Source organism: Enterobacter cloacae complex sp. P38RS (genome assembly GCF_014930775.1).
Classification (GTDB): Bacteria; Pseudomonadota; Gammaproteobacteria; order Enterobacterales; family Enterobacteriaceae; genus Enterobacter; species Enterobacter bugandensis.
Map to the genome: position 1 here is coordinate 61986 of NZ_JADBRS010000021.1, position 23466 is coordinate 85451.

A 23466-nucleotide genomic window follows, 5' to 3' on the forward strand; every position below is an offset into this window, starting at 1 on the left:
TGCAAATGCGCCGGTGGCGCTGCGCTTACCGGGCCTACGGGAGCTGAATGTAGGCCGGGTAAGGCGTAGCCGCCACCCGGCTATTACCGCCGACCTAACGGCACCACCAGCGGCGTACCCGCCACCGGATCGTCAATAATCATGCAGCGCATGCCGTAGATCCGCTCGATCAGCTCTGGCGTCACTATCTCCTTCGGCGCGCCCTGCGCCACAATTTCGCCGTCACGCAAGGCAATCAGATGCGTGGCGTAGCGGCACGCCTGATTTAAATCATGCAGCACCGCCGCCAGGGTATATCCCTGCGTGCGGTTCAGCTCGCTCAGCAGCTCCAGCAGGTCAATCTGATGGCTGATGTCCAGCCAGGTCGTCGGCTCGTCCAGCAGCATAATGGCGGTTTCCTGCGCCAGCACCATCGCGATCCACGCCCGCTGTCGCTGTCCGCCGGAAAGGGTATCCACGCTTTGCTGAGCCAGATCGGTGATGCCCGTTGCCTCCATCGCGCGCTTCACGGCCTCGTCGTCCTCTTTGCGCCAGCGGGTAAACAGCGGCTGGTGTGGGTAGCGCCCGCGCGAGACCAGCTCCTGCACGGTAATATCTCCCGGCGTGGTGGCGTTTTGCGCCAGCAGCCCGATGCGCCTGGCCACCTCTTTGCTGGCGAAGCGCTGGATCTGCTCTCCGTCGAGGAATACGCTGCCCACTGTCGGCGACATCAGGCGGCTCAGGGTGCGCAGCAGGGTTGATTTGCCGCAGCCGTTCGGACCGATAATCGCGGTGAAGTGGCCGTCCGGAATGGCGACGGTTAAATCACGGGCAATGATTTTTTTGCCATAGCCGAGGGTCAAGTTTTCGCCGCGCAAGCGGGTTGTTGAATCTGTCATTTCTTGCGTGACTCCTGAACGAGCAAGACGATGAGGTAAATCCCGCCGAGGCTGACGGTCACCACGCCCACCGGAAGTTGATAAGGCATAAACAGCCGCTGGGCGCAGAGGTCGGCGGCCAGCAGCAGCATCGCACCGCACAGGGCAGCCTGGGTCAAGCCCCAGCGCGCGGTGCCGCTAAGACGCCGCGCGATATGCGGCGCGACAAGCGCAATAAACGAGATCGGCCCGGCAATCGCGGTGGACGCAGCGGTCAGCAATACCGCCACCAGCATCAGCATCAGGCGCGAACGCTCAACGCTCACGCCCAGCGCGCAGGCGCTGTCGTCGCCCATCTCCAGCAGCCGCATCCGGCGTACCAGCAGCAGGGCGCCGATAAACATCAGCAAAATCAGCGGCGCGGCGGGCCAGGTTTTGCCCCACGTCAGGCCGTTGAGGGAGCCGGCGTACCACAGCCCGGCGGAGAGCGCGGTTTCCAGAGACGCCTGCAACAAAAGCCAGGTGTTAAACGCCATCAGCATCGCGCGGATGCCGATCCCGATAACGATCAGCCGGAAAGTGTCGATGCCGTTGCGCCAGGCCAGCGCCCAGATCAGTAAGGACGTCAGAATGCCGCCCGCCATCGCCGTAAAGGTGATGGCCGTCAGGTGCTGCCCGAACAGCACCATCGCCACCAGCACGCCGCTCCAGGCCCCGGTGTTGAGGCCCATTACGTCCGGGCTGCCGAGCGGGTTGCGCATCAGCGACTGGAAAATTGCGCCGCTGACGCCGAGCGCCGCGCCCACCAGAATCGCCATCGCCACGCGCGGCAGCCGCCACTCGGTGACCACCATAGTGATGTTACGGGGCGCGCTGCCGAGCAGGGCGTTAAGCACCTGGGTGAAATCGAGCGTCACCGCGCCGCTGCGCAGGCTCCACGCTGCCAGCAGCAGGATGGCGATAACCAGCAGGGTGACGCAGGCGACTAAACGCCGGGACGGGGCCATCATGCGCCACCTCCGCGTCTACGGCGTACCAGGAAAATCAGCACCGGCGCGCCGATAAAGGCGCTGACCACCGAGACGCGCAGCTCGCCGGGAACCAGCAGGCGGCCCAGCACGTCGGCAAACAGCAGCAGGGCAGGCGTCGCCAGCAGCGTTACCGGGAGGGACCAGCGGTGATCCGCCCCCACCAGCCAGCGCGCCATATGGGGCATCATCAGGCCGATAAAGGCAATCGGGCCGACCACGGCGGTCGCGCTGCCGCACAGCACGGTGATGGCCAGCAGGCCCGTCAGCTGGGTGCGCGCCACGCGGTTGCCGAGAGCGGTGGCGGTGTCGCTGCCGAGGCTCAGGCTGTTGAGCGCCCGGCTTAACGACAGCGCTACGGCGGCGGCAATCATCACCGGGATCGCCACCACTTTCAGGGTTTCAAGGGTGCGGATATCCAGCGAGCCGGCCTGCCAGAAGCGCAGCTGGTCGTAGACGTCCGGGTTGAGCAGGGCGATACCGCTGGACAAGCCTTCCAGCACCGCCGCGAGCGCTACGCCCGCAAGCGTCAGGCGAACCGGGCTCAGTTGCCCGCCGCCCTGACTTCCGGTAAACGCGACCACCAGCGAGGCGGCCAGCGCGCCGCAGAAGGCCATCACCAGCTGTTCAGAGGGTGACGTCAACCCGAACAGCGCTGCGCCGAGCACGATGGCAAAGCTGGCCCCGGAGTTGACGCCAAGAATGCCGGGGTCCGCCAGCGGGTTACGGGTAAGGGTTTGCATCAGGGCACCGGCAAGACCGAGCGCGCCACCGGCCAGCAGTCCGGCAAGAGTGCGGGGCAGGCGGGCGTCGAGCACGATGGTGCAGTCGGCGCTCTGACAGGTTCCGGAGAGCGCATCAACGATAACGGACGCGGGCAGCGGTTTAGCGCCGACCAGCAGGCTGAGTGCAATCGCAAGGATTAGCAGTAGCAATAATACGGGCACGGCAATGGCGCGCACCGCAGAAGAGGAAAACGACATAGCAACATCCATGATTTGATAATGATAGTGATTATCGTTATCTATCTTATTTGGCTATGTTAGCATGTGCGCCCATGGAATGGGTAGAAATAGACTCAAGGCTTTGTCATGAATCAAAAATCCTGGCTGCTTAACCTCAGCCTGTTGAAAACGCACCCGGCGTATCGCGCCGTTTTTATCGCTCGCTTTATCTCCATTTTGTCCCTCGGCCTGCTCGGCGTCGCCGTGCCCGTCCAGATCCAGACTATGACGCACTCCAGCTGGCTGGTGGGGCTATCCGTCACCTTAACCGGCGGGGCGATGTTTATCGGGCTGATGGTCGGCGGCGTGCTGGCGGATCGCTACGAGCGTAAGAAGCTGATCCTGCTGGCGCGCGGCACCTGCGGGGTGGGCTTTATCGGGCTGTGTTTGAACGCGATGCTGCCGGAGCCGTCGCTGTTGGCGATTTATGCCCTTGGCCTGTGGGACGGTTTTTTCGCCTCGCTCGGCGTGACGGCGCTGCTGGCGGCGACGCCCGCGCTGGTGGGGCGCGAGAACCTGATGCAGGCGGGGGCGATCACCATGCTCACCGTGCGCCTCGGCTCGGTGATTTCGCCGATGGTGGGCGGCCTGCTGCTGGCAACGGGCAACGTGGCCTGGAACTATGGCCTTGCCGCGGCGGGCACCTTTATCACCACCCTGACGCTGCTGCGCCTGCCGCTGCTGCCCCCTCCGCCGCAGCCGCGCGAGCACCCGCTGAAATCGCTGATGGCCGCGATTCGTTTTCTGTTCAGCAACCCGCTGATTGGCGGCATTGCACTGCTCGGCGGCCTGCTGACGATGGCGAGCGCCGTGCGCGTGCTTTACCCGGCGCTGGCGGGCGAGTGGCAGATGAGCGCCTCAGAGATTGGCGTGCTGTACGCCGCCATTCCGCTCGGTGCGGCCTGCGGGGCGCTGACCAGCGGTAACCTGGCCCAAAGCGCGCGTCCGGGCTTGATTATGCTGGTGGCCACGCTGGCCTCGTTTATCGCCATCGGCTTCTTCAGCCTGATGCCGGTCTGGGCGCTGGGGGTGATGTGTCTGGTGATTTTCGGCTGGCTGAGTGCGGTCAGCTCACTTTTACAGTACACCCTGATCCAGACCCAGACGCCGGAAGGTATGCTGGGGCGTATCAACGGCCTGTGGACCGCGCAGAACGTGACGGGCGATGCAATTGGCGCGGCGATACTCGGCGGGCTGGGGGCGATAATGACCCCGGTGGCGTCGGCGAGCAGCAGCGGGTTTGTGTTAGCGATGGTTGGCGCGATCTTACTGGTGGTGCTGGTGGAATTGCGGCGGTTCAGGCAGGAGGTCGTGTTGAACGACGGTGCGGCCTGATGCCCTCACCCCGGCCCTCTCCCGCGGGGAGAGGGAGGGAAAATGCCTACTTAAACAACGCATTCAATCTGTCTAACACCAGCATTGCGCTGTAATAATCCAGGCGGAACGTTTCGGTTCCCAACGCCCACACGCGCTTGTTTTTCACCGACGGCAGGTGCGCCAGCAGCGGGTTAGCGTAAATCGCCGCCACGTCTTTCTCGTCGCCGGCAAACACGAACAGCCCTTCGCCGTTCAGTCCCGTCGCCAGGTTTTCACCGCCCAGCTGGATAATGTCGTGACGCTTGCCCTGGCTTTTTGAGGTGTGCAGCCCATCGGGTAACGCCGCCAGCGTAAAGCCCAACTGGTGTAACAGCTTGCCCTGCGCCGATTCTGTCGTCCACAGGTTCGCCGTGTGCGCGGCGGCGGTGTAGACGATGGCATTCACCGGCTGCGGCGGCAGTTTCATCTGCTGTTTCACTTGCGCGAGCTGTTTATCGAACGCGGCGATGCGTTCAGCGGCCTGTTTCTCGCGCCCGGTCATCGTGCCCAGCTGGGTCAGCAATTCCTGCCAGCTTTTGTCGTCGTAATTGATGATAAGCGTCGGGGCGATGGCGGAGAGCTGATCGTAGAGCGCCAGCGCGGAATCCCCGCCGGTGGCGCTGATTAGAATCAGATCCGGCATCTGGGCGGCCACCGCTTCGGCGCTTGGCTCGCCGATGTACAGCCGTGCAACCTTACGCTGTTTTGCAATATCCCCCCACTGGCGCATGAAACCCTGCGCGTCCGCCACGCGGTTGTTCGGCGTGGTTGCGCCGCTGGCAATGACCGGCGCGTCAATCGCCAGCAGAGATCCGGTTAAGGTCACGCTGGTGGAGACAATGCGCGTCGGTTTGCTCTCAAGCGTATGCACGCCGCGGCTGTCGTTGACCTGGCGCGGCCAGTCGGCGGCGGCTGAGGTTAGTCCTAAAACAAAAAGTCCTGTCAGAAGAAGGGCATTGCGGCAAACGGCAGCGATTTTCACAGAGCGGCATCCTGTTTTTATTGAAGATAATGCTTCTCATTTTCATGGTTGCCGGGAAGGGATGCAAGCGTTTGTCGCAGAAGTTAATGGCCCGACGGTTGACAGCGGGGCGCTGTGGGATTAGGTTAGCCGACGAAAATATAAATGATAATCATTATTGCTTCTTTTATCATTTTGAGGAGGATGATATGGACACGTCCCTGGCTGAGGAAGTTCAGCACACCGCGACCACGCTGCAATCAGACAGCTTTTTCTTTATGTCGCCTTACCGCAGTTTTACCACCTCGGGCTGTTTTGCGCGATTCTCTGAACCTGCCGTCGGCGGCGACGATCCGGCGGGGCAGTTCCAGCAGAAATTAGCCCAGGCTTTCCGGGATGCGAAAGCCAGCGGCATCGCCCATCCCGTCATGGTAGGGGCCATCCCGTTCGATACCCGCAAGCCGTCTTCGCTGTTTATTCCGCAACGCTGGGAGACGTTTTCCCGCCCCGCGCGTCAGCAGTCCGCACGCTATTTCTCCGGCGCGCAGGCGCTGAAGGTGGAACAGCGCACCGAGATCCCCGCTCAGCCCGTTTTTGAAGAGATGGTCGCGCGCGCCGCTTCGCTCACCGCCACGTCGCAGGTGAATAAGGTAGTGCTGTCGCGCCTGATTGATATCGCCACCGACAAAAAAATGGACAGCGGCGCGCTGATGGAGCGTCTGATCGCCCAGAACCCGGCGAGTTTTAACTTCCACGTGCCGCTGGAAGACGGCGGCGTGCTGCTCGGCGCCAGCCCGGAACTGCTGCTGCGCAAAGAGGGCAGGCACTTTAGCTCGCTGCCGCTGGCAGGCTCCGCGCGCCGCCAGCCGGACGACGTGCTGGATCGCGAGGCGGGCAATAAGCTGCTGGCCTCCGAAAAGGACCGCCACGAACACGACCTGGTGACCCAGGCGATGAAGGCCATTCTGGCGCCGCGCAGCCATCACCTGAGCATGCCGTCTTCCCCGCAGCTCATCACCACGCCGACGCTGTGGCATCTGGCGACGCCGGTTGAAGGTGACGCGCGCGAGAACGAAAACGCCCTGACGCTGGCCTGCCTGCTGCACCCGACCCCGGCCCTGAGCGGCTTCCCGCATCAGGCGGCAAAAGAACTGATTGCCGAGCTGGAGCCGTTTGACCGCGAGCTGTTCGGCGGCATCGTCGGCTGGTGCGACAGCGAAGGCAACGGCGAGTGGGTGGTGACCATCCGCTGCGCGCGTCTTCACGAAAATACCGTTCGCCTGTTTGCCGGCGCGGGCATTGTGCCTGCCTCCTCCCCGGTGGGCGAGTGGCGCGAGACGGGCGTGAAGCTCTCCACCATGCTTAACGTGTTTGGCCTGCACTAAGGAACGTTTATGACTATTCCCTTTACCCGCTGGCCTGAGGATTTTGCCCGCCGCTACCGTGAAAAAGGCTACTGGCAGGATCTGCCGCTGACCCACATCCTGACGGACCATGCGCAAAGCGATGCGGTGGCGATTATCGACGGCGAACGGCACATCACCTACCGCGCGTTTAATGAGGCGGTGAATAACCTCGCGTCTGCCCTTCAGGCGCAGGGGCTGCACCGCGGCGAGACCGCGCTGGTGCAGCTCGGCAACGTGGCCGAGTTTTACATCACCTTTTTCGCGCTGCTGCAGATCGGCGTCGCGCCGGTTAACGCGCTCTTTAGCCATCAGCGCAGCGAGCTAAACGCCTACGCCGCCCAGATCAAACCCGCCGTACTGATCGCCGATCGCGAACATGCCCTGTTCGCGGGGGATGATTTTCTCAATACCTTTGTGAATGAACACCGCTCGGTTCGCGCCGTGCTGCTGCGCGGCGATAAGGGTGAACATGCGCTGGAAGCGGCGATTGCGCGCCCGGCGGATAACTTCATCCCCAACCCGACGCCCGCAGACGAGGTGGCGTTCTTCCAGCTCTCCGGCGGCAGCACAGGCACGCCGAAGCTGATCCCGCGTACGCACAACGACTACGACTACAGCATCCGCCGCAGCAATGAAATCTGCGGCATCACTGCGCACACCCGCTATCTGAACGCGCTTCCCGCGGCGCATAACTACGCCATGAGCTCGCCGGGATCGTTAGGCGTGTTCACGGCGGGCGGCTGCGTGGTGCTGGCGAACGATCCGAGCGCCACGCTCTGCTTCCCGCTGATTGAGCAGCATCAGATCAACGTGACGTCGCTGGTCCCTCCGGCGGTGAGCCTCTGGCTGCAGGCGATTGCCGACGGCGCGGGGAACCCGCAGCTGAAATCCCTGAAGCTGCTCCAGGTGGGCGGCGCACGCCTCTCCGCCACGCTCGCGGCGCGTATTCCGGCGGAAATCGGCTGTCAGCTGCAGCAGGTATTCGGCATGGCGGAAGGGCTGGTGAACTACACCGCCCTCGACGATGCGCCGGAACGCATCATCAACACCCAGGGCCGCCCAATGTGTCCGGACGACGAGGTGTGGGTGGCGGACGAGGACGGCAACCCGCTCCCGCGCGGGGAAGTCGGACGTTTGATGACGCGCGGCCCGTACACCTTCCGCGGCTATTTCAACAGCCCGGAGCACAACGCCAGCGCCTTTGATGCCAACGGTTTCTACTGCTCCGGCGATCTGATCGCCATCGATGAGCAGGGCTACATCACCGTGCAGGGGCGCGAGAAAGATCAGATCAACCGCGGTGGCGAAAAGATTGCCGCCGAAGAGATCGAAAACCTGCTGCTGCGCCACGAGGCGGTGATCCACGCCGCGCTGGTGAGCATGGAGGACAGTCTGCTGGGCGAAAAAAGCTGTGCGTATCTGGTGGTGAAACAGCCCCTGCGTGCGGTTGAGGTGCGTCGCTTCCTGCGCGAGCAGGGCGTTGCCGAATTTAAGCTGCCGGACCGCGTGGAGAGCGTAGATGCGCTTCCGCTCACGCCGGTCGGCAAAGTTGATAAGAAACAGTTGCGCCTGTGGCTTGCTGAACGCGCCCGGGGCTGAGGAACAGAGAATGGCCATTCCAAAATTAACCGCTTACGCGCTGCCAACCGCCGCAGAGCTGCCGACCAACAAGGTCAACTGGGCGTTTGAGCCGGAGCGCGCCGCGCTGCTGATCCACGATATGCAGGAGTATTTCCTGAACTTCTGGGGCGAAAATAGCGACATGATGCAGCAGGTGGTGGCGAACATCGCTAAACTGCGCGCGTACTGCAAAGAACACAATATCCCGGTGTACTACACCGCGCAGCCGAAAGAGCAGAGCGATGAAGACCGCGCCCTGCTGAACGACATGTGGGGGCCGGGCCTGACCCGCTCGCCGGAGCAGCAGCGCATCGTGGCTGAACTGACGCCGGACGAAGCGGACACCGTGCTGGTGAAGTGGCGCTATAGCGCGTTTCACCGCTCGCCGCTGGAGCAGATGCTGAAAGAGACCGGCCGCAACCAGCTGCTGATTACCGGCGTTTATGCCCACATCGGCTGCATGACCACCGCCACAGATGCCTTTATGCGCGACATCAAGCCGTTCTTTATCGCCGACGCGCTGGCGGACTTCACCCGTGACGAGCACCTGATGTCGCTGAAATACGTGGCCGGACGTTCGGGCCGCGTGGTGATGACCGACGAGCTGCTGCCGTCCGTTCCGGTAACGAAAGCCGCGCTGCGCGAGCTGATCCTGCCGCTGCTGGACGAGTCCGACGAGCCGATGGATGACGAAAACCTGATCGACTACGGTCTGGACTCGGTGCGCATGATGGCGCTGGCCGCCCGCTGGCGAAAGGTGCACGGCGACATCGACTTCGTGATGCTGGCGAAAAATCCGACCCTCGACGCCTGGTGGGCGCTGCTCTCCCGTGAGGTGAAGTGATGGCGGGGTCCGATTTTACCGGTAAAACGGTTTGGGTAACGGGCGCGGGTAAAGGTATCGGCTATGCAACCGCGCTGGCCTTTGTGGAGGCGGGCGCGCGGGTGACCGGGTTCGATCTGGCCTTCCCGCAGGACGATTATCCGTTTGCCACCGAAATGCTGGACGTGGCGGACGCGGCGCAGGTGAATGAGGTGTGCGGGCGCGTGCTGGCTTCGCTCGACCGCCTTGACGTGCTGGTCAACGCGGCGGGCATCCTGCGCATGGGGGCGACGGACCAGCTCTCGCAGAAGGACTGGCAGGACACCTTTGCGGTCAACGTCGGCGGCGCGTTCAACCTTTTCCAGCTGACGATGGGCCAGTTCCGCCGTCAGCAGGGCGGGGCGATGGTTACCGTGGCGTCCGACGCGGCGCACGCGCCGCGCATCGGCATGAGCGCCTATGGCGCATCGAAGGCGGCGCTGAAAAGCCTGGCGCTGACCGTCGGGCTGGAGCTGGCGGGCAGCGGCGTGCGCTGTAACCTGGTGTCGCCCGGCTCTACGGACACCGACATGCAGCGCACCCTGTGGAAAAGCGACGATGCGGAGCAGCAGCGCATTCGCGGCTTTGGCGAGCAGTTCAAGCTCGGCATTCCGCTCGGCAAAATCGCCCGCCCGCGGGAAATTGCCGCCACCGTGCTGTTCCTTGCGTCCGATGCCGCCAGCCATATTACCTTGCAGGATATCGTGGTGGACGGCGGCTCCACGCTGGGGGCGTAATGATCTGGAAACGTCATTTATCGCTTGAAGAACTGAACGCCACCAGCGTGAACACCCTGGTGGCGCACCTGGGCATTGTCTATACCCGCCTCGGAGACGACACGCTGGAAGCGGAGATGCCGGTGGATGCCCGTACCCATCAGCCGTTTGGCCTGCTGCACGGCGGGGCGTCGGCGGCGCTGGCGGAAACGCTGGGCTCAATGGCCGGTTTTCTGATGACCCGCGACGGGCAGAACGTGGTGGGCACAGAGCTGAACGCCACGCACCACCGCGCGGTGTCGCAGGGCAAGGTGCGCGGCGTGTGTCAGCCGCTGCATCTGGGGCGTTCCAGCCAGAGCTGGGAGATCGTGGTATTCGACGAGCAGGGGCGGCGGTGCTGCACCTGTCGGTTGAGCACGATGGTGCTGGGGTAAGTCATTCAGCTGAAAGTGATCGGCTTAACACTGTAGTGTAAATCTCTGGTTTGACCACGCATTATTGCGTTTCAAAGTTGTTAAATTTTATCCGTTGTTCTAGAAACAAAATGTAACATCTCACTGTTTCACAACAACGGATAACAGCTATGAACAACTCAGGGAAATACCTTACGTGGGCGGTGCTCTCCGTTGTGGGAGCCTTTGCCCTGGGCTATATCGCCCTCAACCGGGGGGAGCAGATCAATGCGCTCTGGATCGTCGTCGCCTCCGTCTGCATTTATCTCATTGCGTACCGTTTTTATGGCCGCTATATCGCAAAGACGGTACTGGGCGTAGACGGCACGCGCATGACGCCTGCCGTGCGCCACAACGACGGGCTGGACTACGTGCCGACTGATAAAAAAGTGCTGTTCGGTCACCATTTCGCGGCGATTGCCGGTGCAGGCCCGCTGGTGGGGCCGGTGCTGGCGGCGCAGATGGGCTACCTGCCGGGGATGATCTGGATCCTCGCGGGGGTGGTGCTGGCAGGCGCGGTGCAGGACTTTATGGTGCTGTTCGTCTCCACCCGTCGCGACGGCCGTTCTCTGGGTGAGCTGGTGAAAGAGGAGATGGGGGCAACCGCCGGGGTGATTGCGCTGGTGGCGACCTTTATGATCATGGTGATCATCCTCGCGGTGCTGGCGATGATCGTGGTGAAAGCGCTGACCCACAGCCCGTGGGGAACCTACACGGTCGCCTTTACCATTCCGCTGGCGCTGTTTATGGGGATTTACATTCGCTACCTGCGCCCCGGGCGCATTGGTGAAGTCTCTGTCATTGGCCTGGTGTTCCTGGTATTTGCGATTATCTCCGGCGGCTGGGTGGCGGAAAGCCCGACCTGGGCACCATTCTTCGACTTTACCGGCGTGCAGCTGACCTGGATGCTGGTGGGCTACGGCTTTGTGGCGGCGGTGCTGCCGGTGTGGCTGCTGCTGGCCCCGCGCGATTATCTCTCAACCTTCCTGAAAATCGGCACCATCGTCGGGCTGGCCATCGGCATTCTGATTATGCGCCCGACCCTGACCATGCCTGCGCTGACCAAATTCATCGACGGTACCGGCCCGGTCTGGACTGGTAACCTGTTCCCGTTCCTGTTTATTACCATCGCCTGCGGTGCGGTGTCGGGCTTCCACGCGCTGATTGCCTCCGGGACCACGCCGAAGATGCTGGCCAACGAGAATCAGGCCTGCCTGATTGGCTACGGCGGCATGCTGATGGAGTCCTTCGTGGCGATTATGGCGCTGGTCTCCGCCTGCATTATCGATCCGGGCGTTTACTTTGCGATGAACAGCCCGATGGCGGTACTGGCCCCGGCCGGCACCGTTGACGTGGTAGCGTCCGCCGCGCAGGTGGTGAGCGGCTGGGGCTTTGCCATTACCCCGGAAACGCTGACGCATATCGCTAATGAGGTGGGCGAGCAGTCAATTATCTCCCGCGCGGGCGGGGCACCGACGCTGGCGGTGGGCATGGCCTACATCCTGCACGGCGCGCTGGGCGGGCTGATGGACGTCTCGTTCTGGTATCACTTCGCCATTCTGTTCGAGGCGCTGTTTATTTTGACGGCGGTGGATGCGGGAACCCGTGCGGCGCGCTTTATGCTCCAGGATCTGCTGGGGGTGATCTCCCCGAACCTGAAGCGGACCGATTCGCTCCCGGCTAACCTGCTGGCGACGGCGCTGTGCGTGCTGGCGTGGGGCTACTTCCTGCATCAGGGCGTGGTCGATCCGCTGGGTGGGATCAACACCCTGTGGCCGCTGTTCGGTATCGCCAACCAGATGCTGGCGGGCATGGCGCTGATGCTCTGCGCGGTGGTGCTGTTCAAGATGAAGCGCCAGCGTTACGCGTGGGTGGCGCTGGTGCCAACCGCCTGGCTGCTAATCTGTACCCTGACGGCGGGCTGGCAAAAAGCCTTCAGCCCGGACAATAAGGTGGGCTTCCTGGCGATCGCCAACAAGTTCCAGGCGATGATCGACAGCGGCAAGATCCCGGCGCAGTACACCGAGTCACAGCTGTCGCAGCTGGTGTTCAACAACCGTCTGGATGCCGGGCTGACCATCTTCTTTATGGTGGTAGTTGTGGTGCTGGCGTTGTATTCTCTGAAAACCGCGCTGGCGGCGCTGAAGGTCGACACGCCGACGGCGAAAGAGACGCCGTACGAGCCGATGCCTGAAAACCTGGACGAGATTGTGACCCAGGCGAAAGGGGCGCATTAACCTGTGTGCCGGGTGGCGCTAGCGCTTACCCGGCCTACATTTCCAGTGAGACCAGAATGATGTTCGACACCCTCTCTAAAGCAGGTAAGTACCTGGGCCAGGCCGCCAAAATGATGATTGGCGTGCCGGATTACGATAACTACGTCGAGCATATGCGCGTCAACCACCCGGACCAGACGCCGATGACCTACGAAGAGTTTTTCCGCGACCGCCAGGACGCCCGCTACGGCGGAAAGGGCGGGGCGAAGTGCTGTTAACCCTCTTTCGGTAAATAGAGGCTGATTTGCTCCTGCTTGCAGCCATAAATTGCCGCCAGCTTTTCGCGGGTGCGCTTTTGCGGACGGGAGTCCAGCGCTTCCAGCTGTGATACGGCGGACTGGCTGATGCCGAGTTTTTCCGCCACCTCCTGCTGGGATAGCCCGCGCAGGATACGCCACGCGGCCTGCAGGCTGACGTTCTCGCTATGCATGATGTCGCACACTTCACCCGGTAAACCTACGTTATCGTAGATATCTGATTCGTAAGGGATGTCTTCCCAGTCGTTTTCGTCATCGTCATCATACTCAAGTATGGCTAAACGCATGCGAAAATATTCATCGTAGGGAATGACAACATACTGTTTTTTTCCTTCTTCATCCTTGATGAACTGAATAGTCATATTCCGTATGCTCCTCATGAAGGTAGGTGGTGGTTGTCCGGCGTTTTACCGCCACTACGTAACAGGTATCACCCGGCGGGTCTCCGAAGGTGTAAATGACCCTGTAATCACCTAATCGCAACCTGTAGTGGTTTTCGGGAGAAGATAATTTCTTGATATCCGCGACAGGTGATGTTTTATCATCCATCTTCTCCAGCCTGAATTTAATGCGGTTCTGATATCGCGTATCGATTTTAGAAAATTGCTTCTCTGCTGTTTTTGACCACACGATCTTCATCCGTACCTCCACTGTACGCCCACACAAATTATAAGGAAATAATAAGACTATTAGATAAATTCCGAATTTCTTATGGGGTACTGTAGAGCGGAAAAAAAGCGCAGGTAAGAGGCAAAACGCAAACCGTCGAGGCGGCTCGACAAGGCCTCTGCCGGGCGACAGAGGCTTGCAGGAATATTGCGATCAGGCGTTCAAACCGCCGTCCACGTCCAGACCGGTGCCTGAGATCTGCCCGGCTGCCGGGCTGGCAAGGAAGGTGACCGCCGCCGCGACGTCTTCCGGCTGGCCGTAATGGCCCAGGGCAATAAGCTGACGCTGTGAGTCAGCCTGTTCACCGTCCTCCGGGTTCATATCGCTGTTGGTCGGGCCGGGGTGCACCAGGTTAACGGTAATGCCGCGCGGGCCAAGATCGCGGGCCAGACCGCGGGTGAGGGAGTTCAGTGCAGATTTGGTCATTGAGTAGACGGCAATCCCCGGTTGTGCCACGCGGTTCGCCAGACAACTGCCGATGTTGATAATGCGCCCGCCGTCAGACATATGCACCAGCGCTTCCTGAATAGCGATCACCACGCCGCGGATGTTGACGTTGATGAGGGCGTCGATGTCCGCCAGCGTCATGGACTCCAGCGGGCCGCCGCGCGCGATACCGGCGTTATTGACCAGGATGTCCAGTCCGCCGAGAGAGCGTGCCGCATGGGTGACGGCATCCTGAATCGCCTGCGCGCTGGCACTGTCGGCCTGAATGGCCTCGCCGTGCCGTCCCAGCGCCTTAATTTCATCGGCGACCGCCTGGGCTTTATCGGCGGATTTTTCATAGGTGATGACCACATCGGCACCGGCGCGCGCCAGCGACAGGGCAATCGCACGACCCAGCCCGCGGCTGGCGCCGGTAACCAGCGCCTTTTTACCTGTTAAATCGATCTGCATGATGACCTCGTTACGAGAGTGGTGAGAACCATCATTAGGTATAGCCCGTCGGCGCAATTAACGGCGGAAGGATTCTACTTTCTCAAACGCGGCTCGCAGAGCCTCAGGCGTTAACGTCACCGGCAGATAGTGAATCGACTCCACCGGGCGCAGCGTGTGGGCGATGACCTTGTCGAGATCGTCGCGGTTATTGATGTCGACGTCCAGCTCGCGAAGCGTGGTCGGCAGGTTAAAGCGCCGGTATGCCGCCACCAGCTGCGCCAGCACGTCGTCCTGGCCGAGCAGGGCGCTCTGCACCAGAATGCCGTAGGCCACCTTGGTGCCGTGCAGGTATTTTTCCGTCTGCGGCAGCACGGTCAAGCCGTTGTGCACCGCGTGCGCCGCCGCCACGCGAGTGTAGCGCTCCCCCAGGCCGCCCACCATCCCGCCGCCGGCAATAATGGCGTCCACCACGTCCCGAAACGCCTGCGTTAGCTCGCCGCGCAGCTGGTCGGCAAGCGCTTGCTCACTGTGTTCCAGCAGCACGTCGCGGATCGCCAGCGCACCGTTGAGGCCGAGACGCACGGTGAGGGGCAGGATCTCAGGTTGAGGAGCGAGCACCACCGCTTCGTACCACTTCGCCAGAGTATCGCCGATGCCCGCCAGCAAATATTCCGCCGGGGCGTTCAGAACGATCCGCGGCTCCACCAGCACCAGAAAGTTAGCGTCGTCAAAAATCTCAAACTGTAGCGCCTGACCGGCATCGTTGTACCAGACGGAGAGCGGCGTCCACGCTGCGCAGGTGGCGGCGATGGTGGGAATGCCCACGAACGGCACGCCCAGACGACGCGCCACGGCCTTGACGGTGTCCATCACCGCGCCGCCGCCGATGCCAATCACCACGCTGGCTTCGCTTCCCGCTTCGTTCACCAGACGGGTGACGTCACGCTCGCTGCAGTGGCCCTTAAACAGCAGGTGCTTCGCCCCCGGCGCGTTAAAACTCTCCGGCAGGAACGGGCGCGCGCCCTCTATTGCGCGCTCGCCGTAAATCCACACCGCGCGGGAAAGCTGTTCCGGAGTAAAGAAGTCATTCAGATGCGTAAGGCTTCCGGAATGGGAGAAGTAGTTCGCCGGGCCGGGCACGACGCGGATGTCGGTGTTGCTCATGGTGTTGTCCTTTTTTCGCAAGCGCTAACCCGATGTTATGTCTGGACATCCGGATGGCTAATAATATTTCGCTTTATCTTATGCCTTTTCCGTCGTTGTCAGTCAACCGGAGCTGTGAAAAATTCGATAAATCAGAAGAGTTATGAAGGATTTACGCGGATGGTTTCCAGTCGTCTTGAAATGCGCGGTATCAGCCTGGCCTTTTCCGGCTTTCAGGCACTGACGCGCGTGGACTTCACGCTGAACGGCGGGTCGGTGCATGCGCTGACGGGTGCCAACGGTGCGGGGAAATCAACGCTGATGGCGGTGCTGTGCGGGACGCACGACCACTATGAAGGCGAAATCAGCATTAACAACCAGCCGGTAAACATTCGCGAGCCGCTGGACGCCAAACGGCTGGGCATCCACCTCGTGCAGCAGGAGGTGGACGTGGCGCTGATCCCCGGGCTGAGCATTGCGGAGAACATCATGCTCGACCAGCTGGCGCAGCCGGGGCACCGCTACCGCTGGCGCACCGTTCGTCAGCAGGCGCGGCAGGCGCTGGCGCAGCTCGACGTTACGCTGGACGTTCGCCGCTCCATCGACGGCTGCACGCTGGCCGAAAAGCAGCAGATTTTGCTGGCACGCGCTTTGTCCCACCACTGCCGTTTTTTGATTCTTGACGAGCCCACCGCGCCGCTGGACGCGCACGAGAGCGAGCGTCTGTTTGCGGTGGTAAGACGTCTGCAACAGCAGGGCATCGGCGTGGTGTTTATCTCCCACCGCATTCATGAGCTAAAAGCTATCTGCGACACCCTGACGGTGCTGCGCGACGGCAAGCTGATTGAGTCCGGCCCGATGGCCGATCTCAGCGGTGAAGAGATTGTTGAGAAGATGCTCGGCCACGTGCTGAGCGATATCTACCCGCCCGCGCGACCGCCGCACGGCGACGAAACGCTGCTGCGAGTGGAAGGACTGCACGACGACGCGCTGCTGAAGGATATCTCCCTGCACCTGCGCAAAGGCGAAATCCTCGGCATTGCCGGGCTGGCGGGGGCGGGGAAAACCGAACTCTGTAAGGCGCTGTTTGGCGCCAGCAAAAGCCGCGTGGCGCGCGGCGAGCTGAACCATCAGGCCTGGACCCCGCGTGACCCGGCAGACTCGGTGCTGCGCGGCCTGGCGCTGGTGCCGGAGGAGCGGCGCAAGGAGGGCATTTTTATCGACGAGCCGGTGAGCATGAACCTTGCCGTGTGCGCCGATAACAGCTTTTCGCGCTGGAGCCTGTTTGGTCATCGTCAGGCGTGGCGCTGGGCGGAGGAGGTGATCGCCCGCGTCGGCGTTCGCGCCCGCGGTCCCGGACAGGTTTTGCGACGTCTCTCCGGCGGCAACCAGCAGAAGGTGGCCATCGGCAAGTGGCTGCGTAACGATGCGAGCGTGCTGATTTTCGACGAGCCGACCAAAGGCGTGGACGTGAAGGCCAAAACCGATCTGTTCCAGCTGATTGACGGCCTGGCTCGCGAGGGCAAAGGGGTGATTTACGCCTCCGGCGAGTTCGCCGAGCTGGTGGGACTGTGCGACCGCATCTGCGTCCTGTGGGACGGGCGCATCGTGGCAGAAATCGCCGGGGCCGAGGCCCGTGAAGAGACACTACTTTATTATTCAACCGGAGGAACGGCGTCGTGAGCAAGGCCCTTTCAGTGACCGCGGCGGCGTCTGGCCGTCAGCAACTTTTTGATTTTCTCTATAAATGGGGCATGCTGCTCACCGTCGTCGCGCTGGTGGCCGTCTTTGGCCTGGCGTCGGACAGCTTCCTCGACCCGAACAACATCATCAATATTCTGCGCTCGATTGCCATCGTGACGGTGATTGCCGTTGGCGTGTCGATTTCGCTGACCGTCGGCGGGTTCGATCTCTCCGTGGGCTCCACGGCGTCGCTGGCGAACGCGCTGGTCATTTCGCTTTTCGTCTGGCACGGCTTCGGCACCACCGAGTCGATTGTAATCACTCTCGCGCTCTGTACGCTGGTCGGCCTGTTTAACGCTTTCCTGATCGTCATCCTGCGTATTCCGGACATGCTCGCCACCCTCGCCAGCCTGTTTGTCATCCAGGGCGTGGCAATGACCTACAGCTACGGCGGGTCGATTACCGAGAACATGGTGCTGCCGAGCGGCGACATGGCGGAAGGGACCATTCCGGCGGCGTTCAGCCTGCTGGGGCAGGTGCCGACCATCGTCATCATCATGCTGGCGGTGACCCTTCTGGCGCAGCTGGGGCTGTCGCTGACCACTCACGGACGCCGGATGTACGCCATTGGCGGCAACCCGGAAGCGGCGCGCCTCTCGGGCATTCGCACCACGCGCTACAAGGTGGCGGCCTACGTGATTGCCTCGCTGCTGGCGGGGCTGGGCGGCATTCTGCTGGCCTCCCGCATCGGGTCGTCGCAGGTCAATGCGGGCGGCGGCTATCTGATGGATGCGGTGGCCGCGGCGTGGATTGGCTTCTCGCTGGCCGGGTCCGGCAAGCCGAACGCGCTTGGCACGCTGGTGGGGGCGGTGATCCTCGGCGTGCTGTCGAACGGGCTGGTGATGCTCTCCGTGCCGTATTACGCCATGGACATAATAAAAGGGCTGGTGCTCGCGGTAGCGCTGGCGATTACCTACATACAAAAACGCTGACAACACAACGGGATAAAAAATGAAAAAGATTGCGCTCTCTTTGGTGGCACTGGGGTTACTCACTTCTCTGCCGGGATTCGCGGCCACGCCCGCGCCGGTTCCGGCCGCCATTGCGAACCACGACGGACCGATCCGCATCGCGGTGATCCGTAACCTCGGCTCGGACGACAACACCACGCAGTTTGTTGCCGGGGCCATTCAGGAAGGGAAAAAGCTCGGCTTTAAGGTCAGCACCTTTTTGAGCAACGGGGATGATGCTAAATTCCAGGACTTCGTTAACCAGGCCATCAGCCAGAAATATGACGGGATCATCCTGTCGCAGGGCCGCGATCCGTACTCCACCGCGCTGGTGAAGAAGGCGGTGGATGCTGGGATCAAGGTCGCCGTATTTGATACCGCCGTAAACGGCGAGATCCCGGGCGTGACCGTCACTCAGCAGGACGACGCCTCCCTGACGAATCTCTCCTTCGGCCAACTGGCGAAAGATTTCAACGGCAAGGCGAATATCGTCAAGCTGTGGGTGGCGGGCTTCCCGCCGATGGAGCGCCGTCAGGCAGCCTATAAAGAATTGCAAAAGCAGTACCCGGAGATTAAAGAGCTGGAGTCCATCGGCGCGGTCTCTTCTGACGTGCAGGGCGACACCGCCAACAAGGTGGGCGCGATCCTGGCGAAATACCCGAAAGGCAAAATCGACGCCATATGGGGGACCTGGGACGCCTTCAGCCAGGGGGCGTATAAAGCGCTGAAGGAGAATGGACGCACCGAGATCAAGCTCTACAGCATTGACATCTCCAACCAGGATTTACAGCTGATGCGTGAGCCGGGTAGCCCGTGGAAGGTGAGCGTGGCGGTGGATCCGAAGCTGATTGGTGCGACCAACGTGCGCCTGATCGCCAACAAGATTGCCGGGGAGGCCACGCCTGCCACTTACGACTTCAAAGCCGCTGCGATCCCGCAGGCGCTGCTGACCGCGCAGCCGGGGGCGGTGAACGTGGCGTCGCTGGGTAAAATCATTCCGGGCTGGGGCCAGACGGAAGATTTTATCGCCCCGTGGTTTGCGACGCTGGAAGCGAAAAATAAATGAGCATCTTCCCCACGCCAGAATACAGCCGCAACATGCGGCTGATCGGCCATAGCGATCAGGGCGGTCGCCCGGACGGCGTGCAGCTGATGGTGCATCGCGGTTTCGCCTATATCGGCCATATGGTGTCGCAGGGCTTTTCGATAGTCGACGTGCGCGACCCGAAAAACCCGAAACCCGCGGGCTATTTTCCTGCGCCGCCGGGCACCTGGAACGTGCACCTCCAGGCGCATGACGACCTGCTGCTGGTGATCAACGCCCGGGATCTGTTTGCCGATGCCCGCTTCGCCGACGAGAAGGTCTACTACACCCGTCAGGTAGGAGAGACCGTCAGCGACGTGCAGGACAGGGGTTGGAGCGCCGGGCTTCGCGTTTTTGATATCTCCACGCCGGACGCGCCGCGCGAAATTGGCTTTCTCTCGCTGAGCGGCATCGGCATACACCGCATCTGGTACGTAGGTGGCCGCTGGGCGTACGTGTCGGCGCTGATCGACGGTTTTACCGACTACATTTTCCTGACCATTGACCTGGCCGACCCGCGTAAGCCTGAGGTGGCAGGGCGCTGGTGGCTGCCGGGCATGAACCAGGCCGAAGGCGAACAGCCGAACTGGCCGGAAGGGAAACGCTACGCGCTCCACCACGCGATTATTGCCGGCGATACGGCGTACGGCAGCTGGCGCGACGGCGGCTTAACGCTGCTTGACGTGAAGGATCGTACCCAGCCTAAGCTTATTAGCCACCGCAACTGGAGCCCGCCGTTTGGCGGCGGCACGCACACCGCGCTGCCGCTGCCGGACCGGGATCTGCTGGTGGTGCTGGACGAAGCGGTGCTGGATAACCAGCAGGACGGCGAGAAGCTGATTTGGCTGTTTGATATCCGCGAGCCGTCGAACCCGGTGAGCATCTCGACCTTCCCGCAGCCGAATGAAACCGACTACGTGGCAAAAGGGGCGCATTTCGGCCCGCACAACCTGCACGAGAACCGGCCGGGGAGCTTTGTCAGCTCAACGCTGATTTTTGCTACCTATCAGAATGCGGGCGTGCGCGCGTATGACATTTCTAATCCGTATCGCCCGGTGGAGACGGGCGCGCTGGTGCCCGCGGCACCGGAGAGGATGATGGACACGCGGCCGAATCGCCCGCAGGTGATCCAGTCTTGTGACGTATTTGTGGACGCGCAGGGGATTATTTACAGCACGGACTATAACGGCGGGCTGTCGGTGATTGAGTATCTGGGGTAAGTGCGGTTTGATGCCCTCTCCCACAGGGAGAGGGAGAAAATCAACTGTATTGCCGCACCCGCGCCACCAGATCTTCCGCGCTGTCGATACGGTCGGCAATGACAATCAGCGCTTTGCCGAGCGTTATCGCGTGGCGCAGGCATTCGTGGCGCATGGCCTCGTCCTGGATGCTATCGATATCCGCGACGTGGGAAAGCCCGACGCTGCGGCGAATGAGTTCGGTGCCGCAGAACCCGATGGCGTCATGCCAGACCTTTTTCAGGAACGCGGAGGCATAGCCTGGCGCGCTGAGCGCGGTGTCGCGCGTTTTCTCGTGTGCCAGCGCCTGGAAGCGTTCCGCAAAGGTGTTCCACAGCTCCTGAATATCGGTCAGGCGCTGCTCGCGCGCGGCGGCGGCATCGCGAATGCCCAGATGGCCCGGCAGGCCGCAGAAGTTCAGCAGCAGGTTGCCGATGGCGGTGCCGACGTCAAAGCCAATCGGCCCGAAATAGCCGAACTCGGCGTCGATGGCCTTCAGGCTGCCGTCGGCCACAAAAATCGAGCCGCTGTGAATATCCCCGTGCAGCAGCGCTTCGGCATGCGAGAAGAAGCGGTGCTTCAGGGCGGCCACGGCAATTTTTAGCGGGGCTTCGTCGCGCAGGCCGGCGACGTCACTTTCCAGCTCGGCCGGGTAGCTGTTGCGTTCGTGGATCTGGTACGGATCGTTGAAGAACAGATCTTCTGTGATCTCACACATCTCCGGGTTGATGAATTTCGCCACCTGCGCTTTTTTCGCGTGCGGGTGCAGATAGAAATCGCTGGTGTGGAACAGCGCGTGCGCGAGGTATTCGCCCAGCTGGCGCGCCGCCTGCGGGTAGTAAATGTTGTTGATCAGCTCGCCGCGCCAGATGCGATGGCTGGAGAGATCTTCCATCACCATCACCGCCAGTTCCGGGTCAAAGTGGTGGATTTTCACGGTGTGCTGCGGGCTGTGCTGGTAATGCTCGACCAGGGTTTGCGCCTCGAGGCGGGCGCGATCCAGCGTCAGCGGCCAGGACTCGCCGACGCAGCGCACGAAGGGCAGCGCCTGTTTGACGATGATGCGGCTGACGCCCGCGCTGTCGTAAATTTTAAAAACCAGATTGAGGTTGCCGTCGCCCACTTCCTGCGCCTCTACCAGCGATGACGGATCGTCAAGCCCACCAAACTGCCTGGCATACTCCACGGCGTCCTGAGCGGTAAAGGTACGGTATTGCGACATGGCCTGTTCCTCACGAGTTAACTAATTAAGACATGTAGACGTCTATACATCTGGATTTCATCCTGACACAATGTGCTACAACAACGCAACAGGGAATTAACGACATGCAGACATTACAGACGACCAGCCTGCGGGTGGCGGATAATCAGCTCTTTATTCTCGACCAGCAGGCGCTTCCGCAGGAGAAACGCTGGCTGGATGCCTCAACGGTGGATGCGCTGGTTGGGCATATCCACGCTCTGCGCGTGCGTGGCGCGCCGTTGATTGGTCTCTCTGCAAGCCTGCTGCTGGCGCTGCTGGCGGAAAACGGCAAAAGCCGCGATGAGCTGGCGGTGGCGCTGGAAACGCTTCGCGCATCCCGCCCGACGGCGGTAAACCTGATGAACAACCTCGACCGCATGAAGCTTGCGCTGTGGGAAGAGAATTTCGTTCCGGCGCTGATGGCGGAGGCGCTGCGCCTGATTGACGAAGACAAACGGCTTTGCGACGCGATTGCAAAAGCGGGCAGCGCGCTGGTGAAGCCCGGCAGCCGTCTGCTGACCCACTGCAACACCGGCGGGCTGGCAACCGCGGGCGTCGGTACGGCGCTGGGCGTGATTGCCCGCGCGCATCAGGAGGGTAACGTCAGCAGCGTCTGGGTGGATGAAACCCGTCCGCTGTTGCAGGGCGGCAGGCTGACCGCATGGGAGCTGGGCGAGCTGGGGGTGCCGTATCAGCTGATTACCGACTCCATGGCCGCCAGCCTGATGGCGAAAGGGCAGGTGGACGCCGTGTGGGTAGGGGCCGATCGCATCGCCGCTAACGGTGATGTGGCGAACAAGATCGGCACTTATTCGCTGGCGGTGCTGGCGAAATTCCACGGCATTCCGTTCTACGTCGCCGCCCCACAAACGACCCTCGACCCGGCCTGCCCGAACGGGGATGCGATCCCCATTGAGCAGCGCGCCGCCAGCGAAGTGACGGGCGTTGCCGGAAGCTTTGGCGCAGTGCAGTGGGCGCCGGAAGACGCGCAGGTCTATAATCCGGCATTCGACGTCACGCCTGCCTCGCTGATTAGCGGCTGGGTGCTGGATACGGGGGTGGTCACGCCGGATGAGGTGGCGGAAGGGAAATTTGCCTGAGTCCGGCTATCCTTTAAGGGGGTTCCCTGAGAGGACAACATCGTGACGCTCGATCCTGAAACAGACTTAAAACTGGAGCGCGTGGTGGACGCACCGCGCGACCTGCTCTGGCTCTGCTGGACCACGCCCGAGCACATCAAAAACTTCTTCATTCCTGCTCCTCATAAGGTGACCGAATGTGACCTCGACCTGCGCGTGGGCGGGCGGTTCAACACCGTGTTTGAGGTGGACGGGCAGCGGATGGATAACCGGGGTGTCTTCCTGGAAATCGATCCGGGGAAAAAGCTGGTGTTTACCGACGGCTATACCGAAGGCTGGAAACCGGCCGAGAAGCCGTTTATGACGGCAATTTTGTTGCTGGAAGACGTCGGGGAGGGGAAAACCCGCTATACGGCGATTGCGCGCCATCCGACGAAGGAAATCCGCGAGCAGCATGAACAGATGGGCTTCCACGAAGGGTGGGGGATAGTGCTGGATCAGCTGGTGGAGTATGTGAAAGGGCTTAACGCTTAGTGCGCGCTGGTGCCCTCACCCCGACCCTCTCCCACTGTACGGTCCGGGGACATAGTGAACACTTGTTCGGGGACATGGTAGACACTTACAACTGAGGCATAAGAACCCG

23 protein-coding genes are annotated in these 23466 nt (G+C 61.7%); 14 read left to right on the forward strand and 9 right to left on the reverse strand.

Annotated features, from left to right (window positions below; translation table 11 throughout):
* Positions 1–83: 83 nt before the first annotated feature.
* From fepC to fepD, 3 genes are read right to left on the reverse strand one after another with little or no spacing between them, the layout of a single operon-like run.
* Positions 84–878 carry an iron-enterobactin ABC transporter ATP-binding protein gene (fepC, locus tag IM303_RS20565; protein WP_048998915.1) on the reverse strand — a complete coding sequence of 265 codons (795 nt, stop codon included), beginning with the start codon at positions 876–878 and terminating at the stop codon, positions 84–86.
* Positions 875–1864, reverse strand: coding sequence for an iron-enterobactin ABC transporter permease (gene fepG, locus IM303_RS20570; protein WP_075206596.1), 990 nt, complete (start codon positions 1862–1864; stop codon positions 875–877). The genes fepC and fepG overlap by 4 nt, the downstream gene beginning before the upstream one ends.
* Positions 1864–2868: a Fe(3+)-siderophore ABC transporter permease gene (gene fepD / locus IM303_RS20575; RefSeq protein ID WP_048998913.1), complete on the reverse strand. Its 1005-nt coding sequence runs from the start codon at positions 2866–2868 to the stop codon at positions 1864–1866. Before fepD ends, fepG begins: the two co-directional genes overlap by 1 nt.
* Before the next feature lie 108 nt (positions 2869–2976).
* On the opposite strand from fepD, the gene entS reads away from it, so the two are divergent.
* Positions 2977–4224, forward strand: coding sequence for an enterobactin transporter EntS (gene entS / locus IM303_RS20580; RefSeq protein WP_063154733.1), 1248 nt, complete (start codon positions 2977–2979; stop codon positions 4222–4224).
* 46 nt (positions 4225–4270) lie between these two features.
* Here entS and fepB read toward each other — a convergent pair whose 3' ends face one another.
* Positions 4271–5227 carry a Fe2+-enterobactin ABC transporter substrate-binding protein gene (gene fepB, locus IM303_RS20585; RefSeq protein ID WP_193360212.1) on the reverse strand — a complete coding sequence of 319 codons (957 nt, stop codon included), beginning with the start codon at positions 5225–5227 and terminating at the stop codon, positions 4271–4273.
* A gap of 188 nt (positions 5228–5415) precedes the next feature.
* Here fepB and entC point away from each other — a divergent pair, with 188 nt between their 5' ends.
* From entC to IM303_RS20620, 7 genes are all read left to right on the forward strand, one after another.
* Positions 5416–6591, forward strand: a complete 1176-nt coding sequence (gene entC / locus IM303_RS20590) for an isochorismate synthase EntC (RefSeq protein WP_193360213.1) — start codon at positions 5416–5418, stop codon at positions 6589–6591.
* 9 nt (positions 6592–6600) lie between these two features.
* Positions 6601–8211: a (2,3-dihydroxybenzoyl)adenylate synthase EntE gene (entE, locus tag IM303_RS20595; protein ID WP_193360214.1), complete on the forward strand. Its 1611-nt coding sequence runs from the start codon at positions 6601–6603 to the stop codon at positions 8209–8211.
* 10 nt (positions 8212–8221) lie between these two features.
* Positions 8222–9076: an isochorismatase gene (locus IM303_RS20600; protein ID WP_193360215.1), complete on the forward strand. Its 855-nt coding sequence runs from the start codon at positions 8222–8224 to the stop codon at positions 9074–9076.
* On the forward strand, positions 9076–9831 hold the full coding sequence (gene entA / locus IM303_RS20605; RefSeq protein WP_048999883.1) for a 2,3-dihydro-2,3-dihydroxybenzoate dehydrogenase EntA: 756 nt from the start codon (positions 9076–9078) through the stop codon (positions 9829–9831). The genes IM303_RS20600 and entA overlap by 1 nt, the downstream gene beginning before the upstream one ends.
* The gene (gene entH / locus IM303_RS20610) at positions 9831–10244 is read left to right on the forward strand and encodes a proofreading thioesterase EntH (RefSeq protein WP_048999881.1); all 414 of its coding nucleotides are present in this window, start codon (positions 9831–9833) and stop codon (positions 10242–10244) included. Before entA ends, entH begins: the two co-directional genes overlap by 1 nt.
* Positions 10245–10393: 149 nt before the next feature.
* Positions 10394–12499, forward strand: coding sequence for a pyruvate/proton symporter CstA (gene cstA / locus IM303_RS20615; RefSeq protein WP_017694336.1), 2106 nt, complete (start codon positions 10394–10396; stop codon positions 12497–12499).
* Between the two features lie 59 nt (positions 12500–12558).
* Entirely contained in the window at positions 12559–12756 is a 198-nt protein-coding gene (locus tag IM303_RS20620; protein WP_006809671.1) for a YbdD/YjiX family protein, read from the forward strand.
* Here IM303_RS20620 and IM303_RS20625 read toward each other — a convergent pair.
* The 4 genes from IM303_RS20625 to IM303_RS20640 all read right to left on the reverse strand — a co-directional run bounded on the left by IM303_RS20625 (position 12753) and on the right by IM303_RS20640 (position 15507).
* Entirely contained in the window at positions 12753–13157 is a 405-nt protein-coding gene (locus tag IM303_RS20625) for a helix-turn-helix transcriptional regulator (protein ID WP_048999879.1), read from the reverse strand. The genes IM303_RS20620 and IM303_RS20625 overlap by 4 nt on opposite strands.
* Positions 13132–13434: a type II toxin-antitoxin system RelE/ParE family toxin gene (locus tag IM303_RS20630; protein ID WP_017899060.1), complete on the reverse strand. Its 303-nt coding sequence runs from the start codon at positions 13432–13434 to the stop codon at positions 13132–13134. Before IM303_RS20630 ends, IM303_RS20625 begins: the two co-directional genes overlap by 26 nt.
* A 183-nt stretch (positions 13435–13617) precedes the next feature.
* A complete protein-coding gene (locus tag IM303_RS20635; RefSeq protein WP_028012303.1) occupies positions 13618–14361 on the reverse strand; it encodes an SDR family NAD(P)-dependent oxidoreductase in 744 nt (247 codons plus the stop codon).
* A 57-nt stretch (positions 14362–14418) separates the two neighbouring features.
* Entirely contained in the window at positions 14419–15507 is a 1089-nt protein-coding gene (locus tag IM303_RS20640) for an oxidoreductase (RefSeq protein ID WP_193360216.1), read from the reverse strand.
* Between the two features lie 159 nt (positions 15508–15666).
* Between IM303_RS20640 and IM303_RS20645 the strand changes: the two genes are divergently transcribed.
* Genes IM303_RS20645 through IM303_RS20660 form a run of 4 tightly spaced genes read left to right on the forward strand, consistent with a single transcriptional unit; the run spans position 15667 to position 20483 of the window.
* Positions 15667–17169, forward strand: coding sequence for a sugar ABC transporter ATP-binding protein (locus IM303_RS20645; protein WP_193360217.1), 1503 nt, complete (start codon positions 15667–15669; stop codon positions 17167–17169).
* The gene (locus IM303_RS20650) at positions 17166–18161 is read left to right on the forward strand and encodes an ABC transporter permease (protein WP_045261034.1); all 996 of its coding nucleotides are present in this window, start codon (positions 17166–17168) and stop codon (positions 18159–18161) included. Before IM303_RS20645 ends, IM303_RS20650 begins: the two co-directional genes overlap by 4 nt.
* Positions 18162–18180: 19 nt before the next feature.
* The gene (locus tag IM303_RS20655; RefSeq protein WP_045261033.1) at positions 18181–19245 is read left to right on the forward strand and encodes a sugar ABC transporter substrate-binding protein; all 1065 of its coding nucleotides are present in this window, start codon (positions 18181–18183) and stop codon (positions 19243–19245) included.
* Entirely contained in the window at positions 19242–20483 is a 1242-nt protein-coding gene (locus tag IM303_RS20660; protein WP_193360218.1) for an LVIVD repeat-containing protein, read from the forward strand. The genes IM303_RS20655 and IM303_RS20660 overlap by 4 nt, the downstream gene beginning before the upstream one ends.
* Before the next feature lie 40 nt (positions 20484–20523).
* On the opposite strand, the gene mtnK is transcribed toward IM303_RS20660, so the two are convergent.
* Positions 20524–21723 carry an S-methyl-5-thioribose kinase gene (mtnK, locus tag IM303_RS20665; protein WP_193360219.1) on the reverse strand — a complete coding sequence of 400 codons (1200 nt, stop codon included), beginning with the start codon at positions 21721–21723 and terminating at the stop codon, positions 20524–20526.
* 104 nt (positions 21724–21827) lie between these two features.
* Between mtnK and mtnA the strand changes: the two genes are divergently transcribed.
* Entirely contained in the window at positions 21828–22844 is a 1017-nt protein-coding gene (gene mtnA / locus IM303_RS20670; protein ID WP_193360220.1) for an S-methyl-5-thioribose-1-phosphate isomerase, read from the forward strand.
* A gap of 42 nt (positions 22845–22886) precedes the next feature.
* The gene (locus IM303_RS20675) at positions 22887–23357 is read left to right on the forward strand and encodes an SRPBCC family protein (protein WP_041910935.1); all 471 of its coding nucleotides are present in this window, start codon (positions 22887–22889) and stop codon (positions 23355–23357) included.
* Positions 23358–23466: the final 109 nt, after the last annotated feature.